This window comes from Bradyrhizobium sp. Crot121 (assembly GCF_059512385.1).
Genome location: NZ_JCAMOR010000032.1, coordinates 34,724 through 51,301 on the forward strand (window position 1 = coordinate 34,724; position 16,578 = coordinate 51,301).

A 16,578-nucleotide genomic window follows, 5' to 3' on the forward strand; every position below is an offset into this window, starting at 1 on the left:
TGACAGTTCACGTCGCGGCGCGGGCGAGGCTGCTTTCAAGGCGCGAGGAGAGATCAAGCGGAGGCGCTGAAAGATATTCTTTGCGGTCTTGCACGCGCAAAGAAATCAGAAAACTCCCGGACACCGGACAATTGGAAAACCGCTCTATTTCTGTCCGGCCAAATTCGTGGGACATTTTTCGACGCGTGGAAGGCTTGCACTCATCAGAGGCACGCCGCTGCCCGCGAAAGGCTTCTTCCAGCGGGAGCATAATTCCGCGAGGTTCGACGAGAGGAGCAACCGATGGCCAAAGCGGATATCCATCTCGTCGATGAAACCGACGAGATCGAGCGCCAGTTTCGCTCCGTCATGCGCCGCCTCGCCGGCGGAGTCAGCATCATCACCGCCGGGCGCGACGACGACATCACCGGAATGACGGTCACCTCGCTGACCTCGCTCAGCGCCGCCCCGCCGCGATTGCTGGTAAGCATCAACAGGCAGGCATCTTCCTTCGCCTTGATCGAGCGCCACCGGTTGTTTGGCGTCAACATCCTGGGTTCGGACCAGCAGGTGCTGGCCGCCCGCTTCAGCAATCGCCGGCTGAAGGGCAGCCAGCGCTTCGACGGCACGACATGGTTCACCGGCTCCTCCGGCGTGCCGCTGCTGGGCAAAGCGCTGGCGACCGTCGAGTGCCAGGCCGAGGAGATCATCGAGCGTTATTCGCACGGGATTATCGTCGGCCGCCTGCTCAGCATGGAGCTGTCGCATCGGCTGTCCGGCCTGATCTACTGGAACCGTCAATACATCCAGATCGACCACGACACGGACCTGGACCGTCTTGCGGAGGTAAGTATCCCCTTGGCGCACGTCCGCTGAGGGCAACGGGGGTCGAGACAGCATGAAGCGCGAAACTCCACCGCAATCGCAATTCGCTGCAGCGGGCGACAGTGCGCCGTCGACCGCGCGCTGGCAACTCGACCGGATCGTCGCCGAATTGCGCGTCTCGCGCGAGGAGACCCACAGCATCCGCCGCGACGGCGAAGCGCGACGAGCGCCGTCTCGCGAGGCGCTGGAGGCCGTTCTCGACGGACTGACGGAGGCGCTGTTTCCAAGGCACTATGGGCGGTTCGATCTCGACGGCGAGAACATCGACTATTTCGTCGGCAACACGCTGAGCGTTGCCCTGGATTCGCTGTGCGAGCAGATCCATCGCGGCGCGCTGTTCGTCGGTGACGAGTTGTTGCCGGGTTTTCGCCGAGAGGATGCGATCGAGCTGACGCGCAGCCTGGCTTCCCAACTGCCTTCGGTGCGCGGCGTGTTGATCAACGACCTGCGAGCGGCGTTCGTCGGCGACCCGGCCGCGCGCAACTTTCCGGAAATCCTGATCGGCTATCCCGGCATGACCGCGATCATCCACCACCGCCTCGCCCATATCCTGCATCGCCAGGGCGCGCGGCTCGTCGCGCGGCTGATAGCCGAGATCGCCCACGCCCGGACCGGCATCGATATCCATCCGGGTGCCAGCATCGGCTCGGGCTTCTTCATCGATCACGGCACCGGAGTCGTGATCGGAGAGACCGCCGTGATCGGCGACAATGTGCGCATCTACCAGGCCGTCACGCTCGGCGCGCGGCATTTCCCGACTGACGACGAAGGCAACTTGATCAAGGGCGATGCGCGGCATCCGATCGTGGAGGATGACGTCGTCATTTACGCGGGCGCGACCATCCTCGGCCGAATCACCATCGGCCGCGGCTCCACCATCGGCGGCAATGTCTGGCTGACGCGCGACGTGCCTGCAAACAGCGTGGTGACGCAGGCCACGGCCCGGAACAAAGTCGGTACAGGTGTCGACCCGAGCTAGCTAGGCTGCCGAAGCGGTTAGTTATGTGAGGGGTACTGTCGTCCGTACTTCGACAGAGCTACAGAATTACTTTCTACTTTGATGGATAAATTTAGAAGATTCTAGCTGATAAAGCCCGAATAACGCAATGGACCAAACGTCCTCGAAAAGAGACGTTGCGGCCACATTTCCCCTTGATCTCTCGGAAGGATGACGATGCGCCTCGTGACAAGCATGTTTGCTGCCCTTGTGGCGGTCGGGATCGCGTTGGGCCAGCCGGTTTCGGCGCGGGCGCAGCAGCCGTTGCGCCTCGGCTTCATCCCGGTGATGGGCGCGGCACAGGTCTTCGTCGCGGACGGCGAAGGCTGGATCAAGCAGGCGGGACTGACGCTGACCACGAGCACGTTCGAGTCGGGCCCGAACATGATCCAGGCACTACAGTCCGGCACCCTCGACGTCTACGTGGCCGGATTGGCGCCGCTCTTGGTCGCCCGTGCGAAAGGCATCGACGTGCGCATCGTCGCCGCGACAGTGGTCGAGGAAATGGGATTTGCGACCAGCGCCGCGTTCTCTCCGCAGATCGAAGGCAAGGATCCGGCGGCTGCGTTCAAGGCGTTTCGTGAAAAGAACGGCCGCCCGGTCAAGCTCGCGACCCAGCCGATCGGCTCGGGCCCGAACACCGCCTTGCAGCACTGGCTGTGGGAAGTCGTGAAGGCCGACAAGGCAGATGTCCAGATCGTCGAGATGGGCATCGACGCGACCCAGCGCGCGATCGCGACCGGGGCGGTCGAGGGTGGCTCGGTGCGAGAGCCCGCGCTTTCCATCATCCGCAAGCAGAATCCGGCGATCAAGCTGATCGCGACCGGCAAGGACATGTTTCCGAATTTCCCGGGCGTCGTGGTCGCGGTCATGGGCTCCTTTGCGGACAAGAATCCCAAGGCAGTCGACGGCCTCGTGCGTTCGATCATCCGCGCCACCGCACTGCTGAAGGAGCACCCGGAGCAGGCCGTGAAGCATGTCGGCGCCGCCTTCGGCAAGGGCCTTGTGCCCGATGACATCCTGTTGGAGTCGCTGAAGTCGCCGCAGACCCAGTTCACCTCCGATCCGCGACGCATCGAGGAATCGACTCGGCAGTTGCAGGAGTACCAGGTGAAGATCGGCGCGCTGCAGAAGGCGGAGCCCCTCGAAGGCTTGTTCGCCTTCGATGTCTATAACCGCGCCACGGCCAACTAGCGACGCCTGCAATTCACGGAACGGACGCGGCCGGTGACACGCACACGATCGTTGACGCTGGGCGCGTTGGGCTTTGTCGCCTTCCTCGCATTGTGGGAGGCAATGCCCGCCTTCCAAATCGTGCCGGCATCGGTGCTGCCGCCGCCGAGCGCGTTGCCGCGGGCTTTCTGGCGCGAGCTCTCGAGCGGCATCTGGTTCGCGGCGTTGACGACGAGCCTGCGCAATTATCTCGCGGGGCTTGCGATCGGCAGCCTGCTCGGTATCGCGCTCGGCGTTGCGACCGGCATGTCGGCAACGCTGGAATCGTTCCTCGCCTGGATCGTGCGCATCTTGCGGCCGATCCCGGGACTCGCATGGGTGCCGTTCGCGATCCTGTGGTTTGGCATCGATCCGGCCGCCGCCATCTTCATCATCTCAACCGGCGTGTTCTGGATCTGCTATTTCGCGGCCCTTGGCTCGGTCCACTCGGTGGAGCGCGACCTGATCGAGCTGGCCGATGCGTTCGGATTCCGTCGCGCGGATCAGAAGCTGGTCAAGGTGATCCTGCCTGCCGCCGCGCCCGGGATCCTGGTCGGCCTGCGGACCGCGCTCGGGCAGGCCTGGATGGCCGTCGTCGCCTCCGAGATCTTCGGCGTGCCTGGTCTCGGCCAACGCATGATGCAGGCCTCCAACCTGCTCGCGAGCGACGTCGTGGTGATCTACATGGCCACGATGGCCGCGCTGTACGGACTGATTGACACCTCTTTCGTCGCGCTGCAATCACGGATGCTGCGATGGAAGCGATAATTTCGCTGCGCAGCGTCGGCCTGTCATTCGTACGCGATGGCGAGCGGACGGAAGTGCTGCGCGACCTCGACCTCGACGTCGCGCCCGGCCGTTTTGTCGCCGTGCTCGGTCCCTCCGGCGTGGGCAAGTCGACGCTCTTGCGCGTGATCGCCGGGCTGCTCCAGCCGAATGCCGGAGAGGTCCGCGTCAATGCGCGCGCGGAAGGATACAGGCTCCCGGTCGCGCTGGTGTTCCAGGACGCGCGCATGCTGCCTTGGCGTACCGTGCTATCCAATGTCGGTTTCGGCCTCGAGCACGGCAAAGTCAGCACGCACGAGCGCCACAAGATGGCGCGCGCCGCGCTCGCGCTGGTCGGCTTGTCCGGTTTCGAGAAGCGCTATCCGCACGAGATGTCCGGCGGACAGCGTCAGCGGGTGGCGCTGGCGCGCGCGCTCGCCGTCGATCCCGACATCCTGCTGATGGACGAGCCCTTCGCCGCCGTCGATGCCCTCACCCGGGAAGCGCTGCAGGACGAATTGGCGCGCATCCATACCGCCACCCACAAGACCGTCATCTTCGTGACCCATTCGATCACGGAAGCGGTCTATCTCGCCGATGAGGTGATCGCGATCACGGGCAAGCCGGGGCGCCTCGCCGCCTCCATTCCCATCGACGGTGCCCGGCCTCGTCGCCGCGACGATCCGGCGAACCGCGAGCTGATTGCGCAGCTGCGCGCGATCCTTGGGGACGAGGATCCGGCCTGAGCCGCCGCACGTCAGGCCGTCACCGTCGTCTTCCACCGCGTGAAGCGCCGCTCGAGCGCTTCGAGGATCGCATTGAACGTCAGGCCGATCACGGTAATGCCCAAAATTCCGAAATACATCTGCGGGATCAGGAAGCTGTATTGGCTGTAGATGATGAGATAGCCGAGGCCGGCCTTCGCACCGACCATTTCGGAAGCGACCAGCACCAGCATCGCAGCCGCGCTCGCCAGGCGGATACCGACGAAGATCGTGGGAAGCGCTGCCGGCAGAATCACCTTGCGGAACAACTGCGGCGGTGTCGCGCCCATGGTGCGCGCCGACTTGATCAGGAGCGGATCGACCTGTTTCACCGCCGCAATGGTGTTGAGGAGCAGCGGCCAGGCGCAGCTATAGATCACCATCGTGACCTTCGAGACCTCACCGATCCCGAGCAGCAGGATGAACACGGGTAACAGCGCGAGTGGCGCCGTATTGCGGCAAATCTCGATGATTTGGTTGAGCAGATCGCCAAGCCGGGCATACCAGCCGATGGCGAGGCCCAGCGGAACAACAAGTACGACGGAAATCAAGAAGCCGCTCAATGCACGCAACAGGCTGGCGGTCACGTCATCGTAAAGCTCCCCGCTCTGCGCAAGCTGCCAGCCAGCCGCGATGACTTCCGAAAACGGTGGCAGGAATGCGCGATCGATCAGCCCGAACCGGGGAGCCGCCTCCCATGCCGCAAGCAGAACCAGCAGCAGCAGCGACCTGCGGCCGAACGCGACCAGCCAACGCACGAAACGATGCAGCGCACGCGCCACCGCCGACGGTTCCTCTTCTATCTTGCCAAGCGACGCCGGCCGTCCGCGCGAGTTCGAGCAGCGTCAGCATCTCAAGGCTAGACATGCGCAACATCCTCCACAGAACGATCGGCGCGCGACGCGACATGAGCACCGGCAAGCTGTCCTTGCTGGGCCTTCAACACTTCCTCGCGCAGCAAGCTCCAGACCTCGTGCCGGACCCGCCCGAATTCGGGCAGCGATCGCACGTCATCCATCTCGCTTCGCAACAGTTCGGGAATGTCGACGACATGCTTGATGCGACCGGGCCGCGACGTCATCACCGCGACACGCTGGCCAAGCACGACCGCCTCGTCGATCCCGTGCGTGATGAAGACGATGGTCTTGCCGGTGGTCCGCCAGATGCGCAGGAGTTCGCCCTGCAGCGTCTCGCGCGTCTGCGCGTCGAGTGCTGCGAACGGCTCATCCATCAGCAACACTTCCGGATCGTAGGCAAGGCTGCGCGCGATCGCCACGCGCTGCTTCATGCCGCCGGACAGTTCGTGCGGGTACCGGTCGGCAAAACCCGCGAGCCCGACCAGATCGAGATAGTGCAGCGCGATCGAGCGGCGCTCCCTCGCTTTCAACCCTGCAATGTCGAGCCCGAACTCGACATTCTGCGCCGCCGTCCGCCAGGGAAACAGCGCGTATTGCTGGAAGACGATGCCGCGGTCGCGCGCCGGGCCCGAGATCGGTCGTCCATCGAGCAGGATCTGGCCGCTGGTCGGTGCGGTCAGCCCACCCAGGAGATCAAGCAAGGTCGACTTCCCGCAGCCGCTCGGGCCGACCAGGGCCAGGAATTCGCCCGGCCGGACGTCGAGCGTGACATCCTCCAGCGCGATGAACCGCCGCGCCGGTCCACCGCTTTCGCCGCGGACGAGGAACTCCTTGCGAACCTGTTCGAAGCGGATCTTTGCGGTGCTCATCTGGCTTCCGCTGCCTTGCCCGAACGATAATAGTTGAACTGGTTGATGTAGGTGTCGGAGGCCTTGATCTGGTCGGGCTTCAGCAGACCATCCTTCACCAGCCAATCGATCCACACCTGCAATTGCTGGTCGGTGATCAGCCCGCCCTTTGATGCGACGCCGGTGCTCTTCCAGTATTTGATCGACGAGGCGTCTTCGTTTCGCTTGCGCTCCGCAACGATCTTGTTGAAGCGAGCCCGCACTTCCTCCGGCGGGGTTTCGCGTGCCCATTCGATGGCGCGAGAGATGCCCTCGACCAGTTTGCGCGCTGTATTCGGATTCTCCTTGATGAACTTGTCGCGCAGCACATAAGCGCCACCGGTGAAGTTGCCGAACAGGTCGGTGTCGGCGAACAGTTTTCGCAGGCCGCCGCGTTCCAGCGCCTTGTCGCGCAGCACGCCGTTGAGCGCGGCCACCTCGACCTGGTCCTGCCGCAGCGCCTGCTCGCCGGTGACCGGTGGGACCGCCACCAGCGTCACCTGCTTCGCCTCGCTCGCGCTCAGCCCGTTCCGCGCCAGATATTCGCGGAGCACGAATTCAAGGTGGGCGCCGAGCGTATTGACTGCGACCTTCTTTCCGATCAGGTCGCGCGCCCCCTTGATCGGACTGTCCTCCTTCACATAGTAGCCGTAATACGTATCGGCGTCGGAGCCGTAATAGCCCACCACCGCCTTGATCGGCGCTCTCGCCGCAATCAGCTTGATGATCGCGCCATAGAAGGCGCCGCCGATGTCGATGTCGCCGGTGACGACGGTCTGAATGTCCTGCGGCCCGCTGATGGTGTTGCCGACCCATTTGAGCTTGAGCGGCGCGAGGTAACCGAGATCCTCGGCCAGTTCGGGGAACGTCACCTGGCCAGCCCAGCCCTGGTAGCGGATCTCGGTCTTTTCCAGTGGCTCGGCCAAGGCTTGGCCGACAAGGCCAAGCGTCAGCGCGAATGCCCACAGAACATACCGGATCTTCGTTGCAGCAACGCTCCCGGACCAGAAGCCAGCCGAACGAGCCGATCGATGCGTCATGCTCATCTGCCGAACTCCCCGCTACGCGGCCTTGGCTGCCTGCGGCTTGGTCGCCTTGATGCGTGTCACGCTGTGGCGACCATCGATGCTGACCGGCACCTCGCCATCGACCGTGGCGCGGCGGACGACGCGGTGCTGGTCGCCGTAGTCATTGACGGCATAATGCTGCGTCGCGCGATTATCCCAGATCGCGACGTCGCCTGCCTTCCAGCTCCAGCGCACGGTGTTTTCCGGCGCGGTGATATGCGACTGGAACAGGTCGAACAGTTTCTGGCCGTCATATTTCGGCAGGCCGGCGAACCGCTGCACGAAGTTGCCGAGCACCAGCGTCCGCTCGCCGGTTTCGGGATGGACGCGAACCACCGGATGTTCGGTCTCGTAGACCGTACCCGTGAATACTTCGTCGAAGTGTTTCCTGTCAGCGTCGGTGGCGCGCGACTTCACTGCATAATCATAGGCGTTGCTGTGGACCGCCCAGAGTTCGTCGGCGAGCCGCCGGAGCGGCGGCGGCAAATCGAGATAGGCCGCCGCGGTGTTCGACCAGATCGTGTCGCCGCCATAAGGCGGAATCACCACGCCACGGAGTACCGAGATCTTCGGATAGGCGTCGACAAAGGTGACGTCAGTGTGCCACTGGTCGGCGCGGCCTCCGCCCCTTCCCGAATCCAGTTCGAGGATCGACGACGTGCCCTTGGCCGGGCCGATGGTTGGATGCGGCACCAGTCTGCCAAGCCGCACCGCAAAGCGTTCCTGCTCGGCATCGTCGAGATGATCTTGATTGCGGAAGAAGATCACCTTGTGCTCAAGCAGCACCTTGTTGATCGCGGCGATCGTCTGGTCAGGCAGATCGCCCGCCAGATTGATGTTCCTGATCTCCGCGCCGAGGCGCGCTGCACGCTTGACGATATCAGCGCGCGGGATGACGTTATCGATGCCATCAGTTTGAGCCATGGTCGTGTCCCCTATTCGGCCGCAACAATCTGCGGCGATCGCCAGAGTGCTGATGCGTAGAGATCGGCGGCATGTTTCGACCTCGCGATTGGGCGTAAATCGTAAGAGCGATCGACCGTCAGTCAATGAAATGAAACCAGCTTTGTTTTCGACGACAGACAATGATCGCGTTTCCGTCGATGCGGGTGCTGGAATATTTGCGATGACGATCGTCTTGCGGGCACCGACCGCATGCACGGCCAGTCGAAATCGAAGCTCTTTAAGCCGAAAACTCTCGTACTGACGTCGCACAGGGTGCCCGATGCGTGGTCATTCCTATCGCAGCATGCGGTCTCGTCTCCTATCGGCGAACAACCCAAAATGTTCATGCTGGCTTCCGACGCAACTATGTAAATTCATTTCATCGACATTCTCGCGATCGCAGACGTAGACTCTTTCGCACTGCAGCTTGAGTGCGAGCAGGAAACGCAGTGACGACGGATGCCCGGAAATGTCGCAGCCCGACGGCGTCATCAGCCTTCAAACATGCGCGGGTCCTAAGACATGAGCGATCGACGGCAGCTAACCCTCAATCTCTTCATCTATCCCGGCGGCCATCACGAGGCCGCGTGGCGCTACAAGGGCTCCGCAGCGGACCGGATCCTCGATATCACCTACTACCAGGAGCTGGCGCAGCGCACCGAGGCGCACAAATTCGATGCGATCTTCGCCGACGGTCCCGCGCTTGCCGACAATGTCCGCTATGCGCAGCGCTTCCGGCTGGAGCCGATCACCTCGCTCGCCGCGATTCGCATGACCGCCTGATCTTTCCGGATCATGCCCCGCGTCTTCGGCGGGGATTTTCGTGCACGCCAAGCATCACAACTTCTCCGAGACTGCAATGAATATGCCTCGTTTCCTGCTACTTTCGGCCTTTCTCATCATCGGTGCGCTGGCAGGCGCCCCTTCCCGCGCCGAGCCAGCCAAGACCGAGATCAAGCTCGGCTTTGTGCCCGGCCCCTATATCGACGAGTTCAAGGCCGGCGTTCAGCCTGAACTCGAGAAGAAGGGCTACCGCATCAAATACTTCGAATTCTCGACCGGGCTCGAGGCCAACAACGCCGTGTTCAAGAGCGAGATCGATGCCAATGTCATGCAGCACACGATCTTCCTGAATTCCTACAATGAGCGCCAGAACACCGACCTTGTCGGCATTGTCCACGTGCCGACGCCGCCGATGGGTCTCTATTCGAAGAAGCATGCGCTCGGCACGCCCATCAAGCCCGGCTCGACGGTGGCGGTCCCCAATGATCCCGTCAACCTGCAGCGCGCGCTGTGGATCCTGCGCGACCTCGGCCTCGTGGAAATTCGCGACAGCAAGCCGGTCGATGTCACCGAACTCGACGTCATCAAGAATCCGGGCGGCATCAAGATCGTGCCGCTGGAGGCCGCGCAGGCGCCACGCGCGCTTGACGACGTCGACTTCGCCGCCATTCAGGGCAATTTCGCGATCTATAGCGGGTTGAAGCTGACGACCGCCTTCGCGCTGGAAAAGATGACGACCCCTTATATCAACGTCGTTGCGGTGAAGCGCGGCAACGCGGAGAGCGCATGGGCACAGGACATCGTCGCCGGCTATAAGTCGGAAACCTTCAAGGCCGCGATCCGAAGCGACCGCTTCTATGACGGATTCACGCTGCCGGATTATTTGAAATGACCGGCTCGCCGCGAGCGAACCGCCGCGTAGCGCGCCGTCCGGCCAACGGCGCGGCGGCCGGATCTCAGCTCACGTCGTACGGGTTACCGGAAGCCGCAGTCCCGCCTGCTCCATCAGCGGCAGCACGCGGCGACCGAAGAACTCGAGATCAGGCTTGAAATCGAAGAAGCTGAGCTGAAGCCCGTCGATGCCGGCCTTCTTGAGCTGGATGAACTGATCGACCACCTGCTCCGGCGTGCCGATCACCTCGATATTGCCACCGATCGCACGCCGTTTTGGCGCGTCACGACCTATCCTTCCCTTCCAGGCGTGCGCATCGCTGGCGAAATTCTGGAAGCCAGCGACGGGGTCGATGTGATCGACGATGGCGTCATGGTACTGCCACGTCTCCCGCTCGGTCTCGCGGCAGATCACCATCGGATTGAGCAGCGTCCGCACCTCGCGTCCGACCTCGATCGCGGCCTGCTTGACACGTTGCGCATGCGCTGGAAGCGCCTCGATCGCGCTCTCGAAGGACGAGCCGGCGGGGCTCGTGATGAACACGATGTCGGAATAACGGCCGGCAAACGCGATGCCGGCGTCCGATCCAGTGGCATTGACGAGGATAGGCCGTCCGAACCGCGGCTTCGGCGTCACGAACGCATTGCTCAGCCGCCACGGCGACTTGCCCGAGAAGGAAAAATTCTCGTCATCGTTCCACAGCCGCTGCAGCACCTCGATGAACTCCGCCGCCAGTTCGTAACGGCGATCATGCTCGATCTGGTTCCATCCGAAGGCCTCGTGCTCGATCGCGCGATGCCCGGTGACGACATTAATGCCCCAGCGTCCGCGCGAGATGTGATCCAGCGTCGCGCCGTATTTGGCGAGATGCAGCGGATGGATCGGACCGTAAAGCACATGGATGGTCGAGATCAGCATGATCTTTGACGTGAGTGCCGCCAGCGACGCGGTCGTCATGAACGAATCGAGCGCCTCGCCGGTGAATACCCCGCCATAACCGCCTTTCGGCAACCATTGCGACAGCGCAAAGACCAGATCGAAGCCAAAGGCTTCGGCAGTGAGCGTCAGATCCCGGTTGTAGTCGAACGTCCACGTCGTCGTTCGCGGCAAGGTCGACGCACTCCAGCCGCCCGCCTGGATCGGCAAGAACAAGCCGAGCAGCAAAGGCTGGCTCAGCGACTTCGATAGCGGACTATCCGGAAATTGCGTCGGACTTGGAAAGATCGGCGATCCAACAATCTCGCCCGGCTTGTGGACTATCGTCATGGCTAACCCCTAGAAGGCCGGAATCTGGCCTGGCAATGTGTCCTTGATGAGCTGCCGGATCGTATCGTTCTGATAGGCGCGCACCAGCTTCGACACCCAAGGGGCATCCTTGTCCCGCTCGCGCACGGCGATGAAATTGTTATAGGGATTGTTGACGGCGGATTCGGCGGCGATGGAATCCTTGCCCGGAAGCAGCCCGGCCGGGACCGCGTAGTTGGTGTTGATCACCGCAGCGTCCAGGTCATCCAGACTGCGTGGAAGCTGGGCCGCGTCGATCTCGCGAAGCTGCAGCTTCCTTGGGTTGTCAGTCACGTCGAGCACGGTCGGCGATATTCCGACACCGTCCTTGAGCTTGATCAGCTTCTCGGCCTGCAGCAGCAGGAGCGCACGCCCTCCATTGGAGGGATCGTTCGGGATGCCGATCGACGCGCCGCCCTTGATCTCGCCGATGGACTTCACCTTCCTGGAATAGAGGCCGATGGGGGCGACGATCGTCTCGCCGACCGGCCTGATCTTGTAGCCTCTCGTCTTGATCTGGTTCTCGAGGAAGGGCCTGTGCTGGAACGCGTTTGCATCCAGATCGCCTGCGTCGAGCGCGGCGTTTGGCAAGAGATAGTCGTTGAACACCACCACAGTGAGGTCGAGTCCGTCCTTGGCGGCGATCTCCCTGACCTTCGCCCAGACGATATCGCCGTCGCCGGCCGCAATGCCGACCTTGATCTTCTGCTCCGCCCAGGCGGGCATGGCGAGGAGCGCGACCCCAACGACAACAGAGAGCAACCAGCGTTTCATCTATAGATCTCCATCCAGGCAGTGTGGGCGCAAGAATCTAGGATTTGGACTTATGTCCGGCGCGAGCGAGAGCATCTTTCAGCTTGTCGTATTCCTCGCATCCGCCGGGGTGACACAATAGCCGCAGCAGCTCGAGGTTCTTCTCTGCGCGCGCAAAATCGCCGATATCGATGAACAGCTCGCCCTGGTATTCGAGCGCCGGCCGATGACTAGGATCGTAGAAAATAGCTTCCTTGTACCACCGCGCCGCCTCGCCGTAGCGCTTGAGCTTACGCAGCGAGAAGCCGAGCAGATTGTACACGTCGGCATGATGGACGGTTTCTGCAAGCGTCAGCAGCTTGGCGGCCGCTTTCTCGTATTCGCCGGAATAGATCTCGACCCGCACCGCCGATAAATCAGGAAGATCGCTTGACGGGGCGGTGTCCATGGCTATGGCCGCCCCGCTCGCGGCGAGCCCGATCGCAACGATCACGTTGCGAAGCAAGCTGAGACCGTGGAGCCGTGCCGTCGTCTGCGACCTCAGCATGATTGGACCTCGCAGGACAGGCACGTCGGCCATCAGGCCGCCTGCGGCTTGCCGCCATATTCGCCCATGGCGGACAGGATTCGTCGCTTGTAGCTGGCGAACTCAAGGTCCGCACGGTCGCGGTCGCGTGGAAGGTCGATCTTGATGTCGTCGACGATCCGGCCGGGACCGCCGGCCATTACCACGACCCTGTCGCTGAGGTAGATCGCTTCATCCACGTCATGCGTCACCAGAATCATGGTGATCTGCTCGACGCGCCAGATGCGCTGCAATTCGGCCTGGAGATGGACCCGGGTCAGGGCGTCCAGCGCGCCGAGCGGTTCGTCGAGTAGCAGGATCTCCGGGCGGTTCACCAGGCCACGGGCGATCGCCGCACGCTGCGCCATGCCGCCGGACAGCTGATGCGGATAGGCCTTCTCGAAACCTTTCAAGCCGACAAGGGCGATATGCTCGGCGATCGTGGCAGCCTTGTCCGCGGCGCTCCTGCCCGAATTCTCCAGGCTGAGACCGATATTGTCCTCGAGCGTCAACCACGGCAGCAAACGGTGGTCCTGGAACACGATGCCCCGCGAGAGCGCGGCACCGGTGACCTGCCGGCCGTCGATAAGAATATCCCCGCGATAGTCGCGCTCGAGACCGATGATCAGCCGCAGCAGCGTCGACTTTCCGCATCCGCTCGGCCCGACCAGGGAAACGAACGCGCCCGGCTTCACATCGAGATTCACATGGGACAGGACGTGCACCGGCGGGCGGCCGGCGACAGCATAGGTCTTGGATACGTTCCTCACCTCGAGCTGGCCGGATGCGGCCATGGCATACTCCTGTTGACGTGATGCGGCCGCCGACGCGCGGTTCAACCCTCGTAGCCCTGCTTCCAGCGGAGCACGCGGCGCTGCAACAGATACATGCTGCGGTCGATTGCGAAGCCGACGAGACCGATGATGACCATGCAGACGACAAGCTGATCCGTGAGCAGCAGGCCCTGCGCGCGGAAGATCAGGAAGCCCAGCCCCTCCAGCCCGCTCAATCCTTCCGCAACGACCACCAGCGCCCAGGCAAGGCCAGCCGAATAGCGCAGCGCAACCATAATCGACGGCGTTGCAGCGGGCAGAATCACCTTGCGCACCAGCTGCCTGCGGGTGAGCGTGAGGACCTCCGCCAGCTCGATGTAACTCCTGTCAACGCTGCGAATGCCCTGGAGCGTGTTGAGGAATACCGGGAAGAACACGGATTTGGCGATGACGAGCACTTTCGCGGGCGCGCCGATGCCGAGCCAGAGAACGATCAGCGGCAGCCAGGCAATGCCGGGAATGTGCCGGATCGTATCGAAGGTCGGGCCGAAGAACTGCTCGACCTTGCGCGACAATCCCGCCGCGATCCCCAGCGCGACGCCGGCGAGCGAACCGTAGATGAACGCCTGCCCGACGATCTTGACGCTGGCGAGAAAATCCAGCGCCAGGTTCTGCTTGGTCAGCATCTTCCAGAACGCCGTGACGACGGTGATCGGCTCCGGCAGGAACACCGGGTCGATCCAACCGCGAGTGGACGCCGTTTGCCATAGGGTCAGGATGATCGCGGGCAGCACAATGCCGATCAGCGCAGGTCCCTTGTACGCGCGCCCTTGCCGCGCCGCGACTGCCGAGCCGCCGGTTCGGATTCCGGAGCCGTCGATCGCCTCTACGCTATCGGTCATGCTGACAACATTCTTTCAACAGATCACTACGACGCCCCGGCACTCGCCGCGTGCCGAGGCGTGCGCATCGGTTACATCCGCGCGTCAGTTGTAGATCGAGTGGGTGCCGCCTGCGAAGAAGCGCCCATCGACGAAAGCATCGATCTGCGCGTCGGTCAGCTTGCGCTCGGAGAGGATGTCGTCGCCGTTGGCAATGTACCAGGCCTGGAACTTCTTGATCGCATCGCGCGCACGGTCGGCATTCGGCTCGCCCGCCATGAACTCCCATTCGCCGGCGTGGGTAATCTGGAACTTCGCGACCTCGATCGGAACGCGCGTCTCCTTGGCGACGATCTCGGCCGCTTCGTCGACGTGATCGGTGGCCCACTCGCGCGTACGCTCGCGCGCGGCAAGGAACGCCTTCACAAGGTCTGGATATTTGTCCACGAAGTCGCGGCGAGCGAAATAGGTCACGCGCCCCGCATTGTTCACATAGATGCCGTCGTCCGGCGAGCGGCCGACCACCTTGAGCTTGCCGGACAACCATGCGCCGGTGGCGGCGGCGCCCGCCGCAAGATGGAAGGTCGTGGCGTCGGCTGCGCCCGAGAGCACCGCGCTGATCGCAACGGCGGTGTTGTCGATCGAGGTGTAGCGTATCCGGCCCTGCTTCTCGCGCGAGTCGAACGGCAGCCCCGCCTTCTGCGTGATCTCGAACGGCGACGACCAATAGCAGCTTATGCGGCTCGAGCCGAACTTCTTTCCGTCAAGGTCGGCGACGGACTTGATGTTGTCGTTGTCGGCGCGGGCGAGAATGGGCGCGCGATAACGATTGGACGCCTCCGAAACCCAGATGATCTCACCATCGAGACCGTTCGCACGGTGGACCGTGGCCGGATAGATCATGCGCTGCGCGATCGCGATCGCTCCGCCCTTGACCGCGGCAGATTCTGCACCGATCAATTCAGCGGCGCCCGAGGCGATCAGATTGATCTTCCTGGTACCGATCTTGTCGAACTCTTCCTTGAAGAAGCCCTTCTCGCGCGCGATCACCGTCCAGGGCGTGAGCTGCAGATTGATTTCTGGCAGCGGCTCGGCGGCGCGTACTGGAGCGATGTGTGCGACGGCGAGGAGCGCGCCCGCCACTGCTAGATAACCGAATGGGCGCCTGCTGCTTGCCGCGCGCGTGGTTCGCATGTGAATTCCCCGTTCAGTGATGACAAATGAACGTTTTCACGATACTTCATCATCGCGATAAGTCTATATGTTCTATAGACAACTTTATTCTGTAATCATCTCAGTTCAGGGACGATTATTCGCAGCACACGTGCCAGCTCGCTTCATGAAATCAGCGAAGATCACGCGATGAACGCCAACAACGCACGCTTCCCGATCTGGCAAATCCTCGCTGCCGTCGTGTCCGGCTTGCTGCTGCCCGCTCTGATCGGCGGCGCCATCGGCATCACGCGAGGTGACTTGGGCTTTGCCTCGTCTGATTTCGCATCTGCCGAGAGGCCTCGTGATAAAACCGATAACGCGCATCAGTTGAGGCTTGGCATCGCCTATGTGCCGCCGGCCAAGACTCCCGACATGCGCCTCTACATCGAGGAGGGATTCGAAACCGATCTCGCGAACGAGATCGGGGAACGGCTTGGTGCCGACGTGAAGCTCGTGCTCGTGCCGCCCGCGGACCGGCTCGCGGCGCTAAATGAAAATCGAGTGGACGCGGTGCTGGCGCGCGTCGCCGATGATGATCCGCTGCGCAAGACGGCGGAAATATTGCCGACGGGATACGAGTCCGGCCTGAGCCCGGTCATGCGCTCGGACCGGCCGTTGCGGCAGTGGAGCGACTTCAGAGGCCGCGTGGTTTGCGTCACCCTCGCCAATGATCGCGGGCAGAAACTCGCCCAATCCCTCGGCGCCGAGATACGAGCCTTGCGAGCGCCGGCGGAAGCCTTGATGCGTGTGAGGACCGGCGAATGCGTGGCCACCTTTCACGACCGCGCGGTGCTTGATCCCTTGTTCACGAAGCGATCCTGGCAGAAGTTCTCGGCGACCTTGCCTCCCGTCGATCCGACTTCACTCGTGATTGCCGTGGCGAAGCGTCGAACCGATCTCGCCGTGACGATCGGGCGCGCGCTGGCTCCGATAGGCAACTCTGAGCAATGGCGGCGACGGCGAGAACGGTGGGCGGAGCTTGCCTCCTTCGAGGTCTACAGGGACCAGGCAGGTCCTGATTGCCATTGAGCCGCGCGATTCCTTCAAGTAAAGCGGCAAGCCTTTGTGGTGCGA

The 16,578-nt window shown here is 62.7% G+C and carries 17 protein-coding genes and 1 pseudogene; 8 read left to right on the plus strand and 10 right to left on the minus strand.

Annotation, left to right across the window (positions count from 1 at the left end):
• Positions 1 to 282: 282 nt before the first annotated feature.
• The 5 genes from AC5ZGW_RS25435 to AC5ZGW_RS25455 all read left to right on the plus strand — a co-directional run bounded on the left by AC5ZGW_RS25435 (position 283) and on the right by AC5ZGW_RS25455 (position 4,584).
• The gene (locus tag AC5ZGW_RS25435; RefSeq protein WP_028168773.1) at positions 283 to 855 is read left to right on the plus strand and encodes a flavin reductase family protein; all 573 of its coding nucleotides are present in this window, start codon (positions 283 to 285) and stop codon (positions 853 to 855) included.
• A gap of 22 nt (positions 856 to 877) precedes the next feature.
• On the plus strand, positions 878 to 1,843 hold the full coding sequence (epsC, locus tag AC5ZGW_RS25440) for a serine O-acetyltransferase EpsC (protein WP_028168774.1): 966 nt from the start codon (positions 878 to 880) through the stop codon (positions 1,841 to 1,843).
• Between the two features lie 195 nt (positions 1,844 to 2,038).
• Complete coding sequence (locus tag AC5ZGW_RS25445) at positions 2,039 to 3,055, plus strand: ABC transporter substrate-binding protein (protein WP_080664134.1); 1,017 nt, start codon at positions 2,039 to 2,041, stop codon at positions 3,053 to 3,055.
• A gap of 33 nt (positions 3,056 to 3,088) precedes the next feature.
• Complete coding sequence (locus tag AC5ZGW_RS25450; protein WP_496113977.1) at positions 3,089 to 3,841, plus strand: ABC transporter permease; 753 nt, start codon at positions 3,089 to 3,091, stop codon at positions 3,839 to 3,841.
• Complete coding sequence (locus tag AC5ZGW_RS25455; protein ID WP_130228761.1) at positions 3,829 to 4,584, plus strand: ABC transporter ATP-binding protein; 756 nt, start codon at positions 3,829 to 3,831, stop codon at positions 4,582 to 4,584. Before AC5ZGW_RS25450 ends, AC5ZGW_RS25455 begins: the two co-directional genes overlap by 13 nt.
• An 11-nt stretch (positions 4,585 to 4,595) precedes the next feature.
• Here AC5ZGW_RS25455 and AC5ZGW_RS25460 read toward each other — a convergent pair whose 3' ends face one another.
• The 4 genes from AC5ZGW_RS25460 to AC5ZGW_RS25475 all read right to left on the minus strand — a co-directional run bounded on the left by AC5ZGW_RS25460 (position 4,596) and on the right by AC5ZGW_RS25475 (position 8,337).
• Entirely contained in the window at positions 4,596 to 5,384 is a 789-nt protein-coding gene (locus AC5ZGW_RS25460; RefSeq protein ID WP_245474965.1) for an ABC transporter permease, read from the minus strand.
• A gap of 77 nt (positions 5,385 to 5,461) precedes the next feature.
• A complete protein-coding gene (locus AC5ZGW_RS25465) occupies positions 5,462 to 6,328 on the minus strand; it encodes an ABC transporter ATP-binding protein (RefSeq protein WP_130228763.1) in 867 nt (288 codons plus the stop codon).
• A complete protein-coding gene (locus tag AC5ZGW_RS25470) occupies positions 6,325 to 7,392 on the minus strand; it encodes an ABC transporter substrate-binding protein (RefSeq protein WP_165435456.1) in 1,068 nt (355 codons plus the stop codon). The genes AC5ZGW_RS25465 and AC5ZGW_RS25470 overlap by 4 nt, the downstream gene beginning before the upstream one ends.
• A gap of 15 nt (positions 7,393 to 7,407) precedes the next feature.
• A complete protein-coding gene (locus tag AC5ZGW_RS25475; RefSeq protein WP_130228764.1) occupies positions 7,408 to 8,337 on the minus strand; it encodes a TauD/TfdA dioxygenase family protein in 930 nt (309 codons plus the stop codon).
• 543 nt (positions 8,338 to 8,880) lie between these two features.
• Here AC5ZGW_RS25475 and AC5ZGW_RS25480 point away from each other — a divergent pair.
• A pseudogene (locus AC5ZGW_RS25480) lies at positions 8,881 to 9,126 on the plus strand (LLM class flavin-dependent oxidoreductase); the annotation flags it as partial.
• Between the two features lie 91 nt (positions 9,127 to 9,217).
• A complete protein-coding gene (locus AC5ZGW_RS25485) occupies positions 9,218 to 10,033 on the plus strand; it encodes a MetQ/NlpA family ABC transporter substrate-binding protein (RefSeq protein WP_130228765.1) in 816 nt (271 codons plus the stop codon).
• Positions 10,034 to 10,102: 69 nt separating this feature from the next.
• Here the strand turns inward: AC5ZGW_RS25485 and AC5ZGW_RS25490 are convergent, their stop codons facing one another.
• From AC5ZGW_RS25490 to AC5ZGW_RS25515, 6 genes are all read right to left on the minus strand, one after another.
• Complete coding sequence (locus AC5ZGW_RS25490) at positions 10,103 to 11,299, minus strand: LLM class flavin-dependent oxidoreductase (protein WP_130228766.1); 1,197 nt, start codon at positions 11,297 to 11,299, stop codon at positions 10,103 to 10,105.
• Between the two features lie 9 nt (positions 11,300 to 11,308).
• Positions 11,309 to 12,091, minus strand: a complete 783-nt coding sequence (locus AC5ZGW_RS25495; RefSeq protein ID WP_130228767.1) for a MetQ/NlpA family ABC transporter substrate-binding protein — start codon at positions 12,089 to 12,091, stop codon at positions 11,309 to 11,311.
• A 37-nt stretch (positions 12,092 to 12,128) separates the two neighbouring features.
• A complete protein-coding gene (locus AC5ZGW_RS25500; RefSeq protein WP_130228768.1) occupies positions 12,129 to 12,617 on the minus strand; it encodes a tetratricopeptide repeat protein in 489 nt (162 codons plus the stop codon).
• Between the two features lie 32 nt (positions 12,618 to 12,649).
• Positions 12,650 to 13,429: an ABC transporter ATP-binding protein gene (locus AC5ZGW_RS25505; RefSeq protein WP_130228769.1), complete on the minus strand. Its 780-nt coding sequence runs from the start codon at positions 13,427 to 13,429 to the stop codon at positions 12,650 to 12,652.
• Between the two features lie 41 nt (positions 13,430 to 13,470).
• Positions 13,471 to 14,310: an ABC transporter permease gene (locus AC5ZGW_RS25510; RefSeq protein ID WP_130228770.1), complete on the minus strand. Its 840-nt coding sequence runs from the start codon at positions 14,308 to 14,310 to the stop codon at positions 13,471 to 13,473.
• Positions 14,311 to 14,394: 84 nt separating this feature from the next.
• A complete protein-coding gene (locus tag AC5ZGW_RS25515) occupies positions 14,395 to 15,483 on the minus strand; it encodes an ABC transporter substrate-binding protein (protein ID WP_130228771.1) in 1,089 nt (362 codons plus the stop codon).
• A 168-nt stretch (positions 15,484 to 15,651) separates the two neighbouring features.
• On the opposite strand from AC5ZGW_RS25515, the gene AC5ZGW_RS25520 reads away from it, so the two are divergent.
• Positions 15,652 to 16,533 (plus strand): transporter substrate-binding domain-containing protein, encoded by an 882-nt coding sequence (locus tag AC5ZGW_RS25520; RefSeq protein WP_130228772.1) that lies wholly within the window; start codon positions 15,652 to 15,654, stop codon positions 16,531 to 16,533.
• The last annotated feature ends 45 nt before the right edge of the window (positions 16,534 to 16,578 follow it).

Coding starts and splice junctions, on each gene's coding strand:
- AC5ZGW_RS25465 (WP_130228763.1), bottom strand. CDS start 6,328: ATGAGCACCGCAAAGATCCGCTTCGAACAGGTTCGCAAGGAGTTCCTC.
- AC5ZGW_RS25495 (WP_130228767.1), bottom strand. CDS start 12,091: ATGAAACGCTGGTTGCTCTCTGTTGTCGTTGGGGTCGCGCTCCTCGCC.
- AC5ZGW_RS25515 (WP_130228771.1), bottom strand. CDS start 15,483: ATGCGAACCACGCGCGCGGCAAGCAGCAGGCGCCCATTCGGTTATCTA.
- AC5ZGW_RS25445 (WP_080664134.1), top strand. CDS start 2,039: ATGCGCCTCGTGACAAGCATGTTTGCTGCCCTTGTGGCGGTCGGGATC.
- AC5ZGW_RS25510 (WP_130228770.1), bottom strand. CDS start 14,310: ATGACCGATAGCGTAGAGGCGATCGACGGCTCCGGAATCCGAACCGGC.
- AC5ZGW_RS25435 (WP_028168773.1), top strand. CDS start 283: ATGGCCAAAGCGGATATCCATCTCGTCGATGAAACCGACGAGATCGAG.
- AC5ZGW_RS25470 (WP_165435456.1), bottom strand. CDS start 7,392: ATGAGCATGACGCATCGATCGGCTCGTTCGGCTGGCTTCTGGTCCGGG.
- epsC (WP_028168774.1), top strand. CDS start 878: ATGAAGCGCGAAACTCCACCGCAATCGCAATTCGCTGCAGCGGGCGAC.
- AC5ZGW_RS25490 (WP_130228766.1), bottom strand. CDS start 11,299: ATGACGATAGTCCACAAGCCGGGCGAGATTGTTGGATCGCCGATCTTT.
- AC5ZGW_RS25485 (WP_130228765.1), top strand. CDS start 9,218: ATGAATATGCCTCGTTTCCTGCTACTTTCGGCCTTTCTCATCATCGGT.
- AC5ZGW_RS25520 (WP_130228772.1), top strand. CDS start 15,652: ATGAACGCCAACAACGCACGCTTCCCGATCTGGCAAATCCTCGCTGCC.
- AC5ZGW_RS25500 (WP_130228768.1), bottom strand. CDS start 12,617: ATGCTGAGGTCGCAGACGACGGCACGGCTCCACGGTCTCAGCTTGCTT.
- AC5ZGW_RS25475 (WP_130228764.1), bottom strand. CDS start 8,337: ATGGCTCAAACTGATGGCATCGATAACGTCATCCCGCGCGCTGATATC.
- AC5ZGW_RS25455 (WP_130228761.1), top strand. CDS start 3,829: ATGGAAGCGATAATTTCGCTGCGCAGCGTCGGCCTGTCATTCGTACGC.
- AC5ZGW_RS25505 (WP_130228769.1), bottom strand. CDS start 13,429: ATGGCCGCATCCGGCCAGCTCGAGGTGAGGAACGTATCCAAGACCTAT.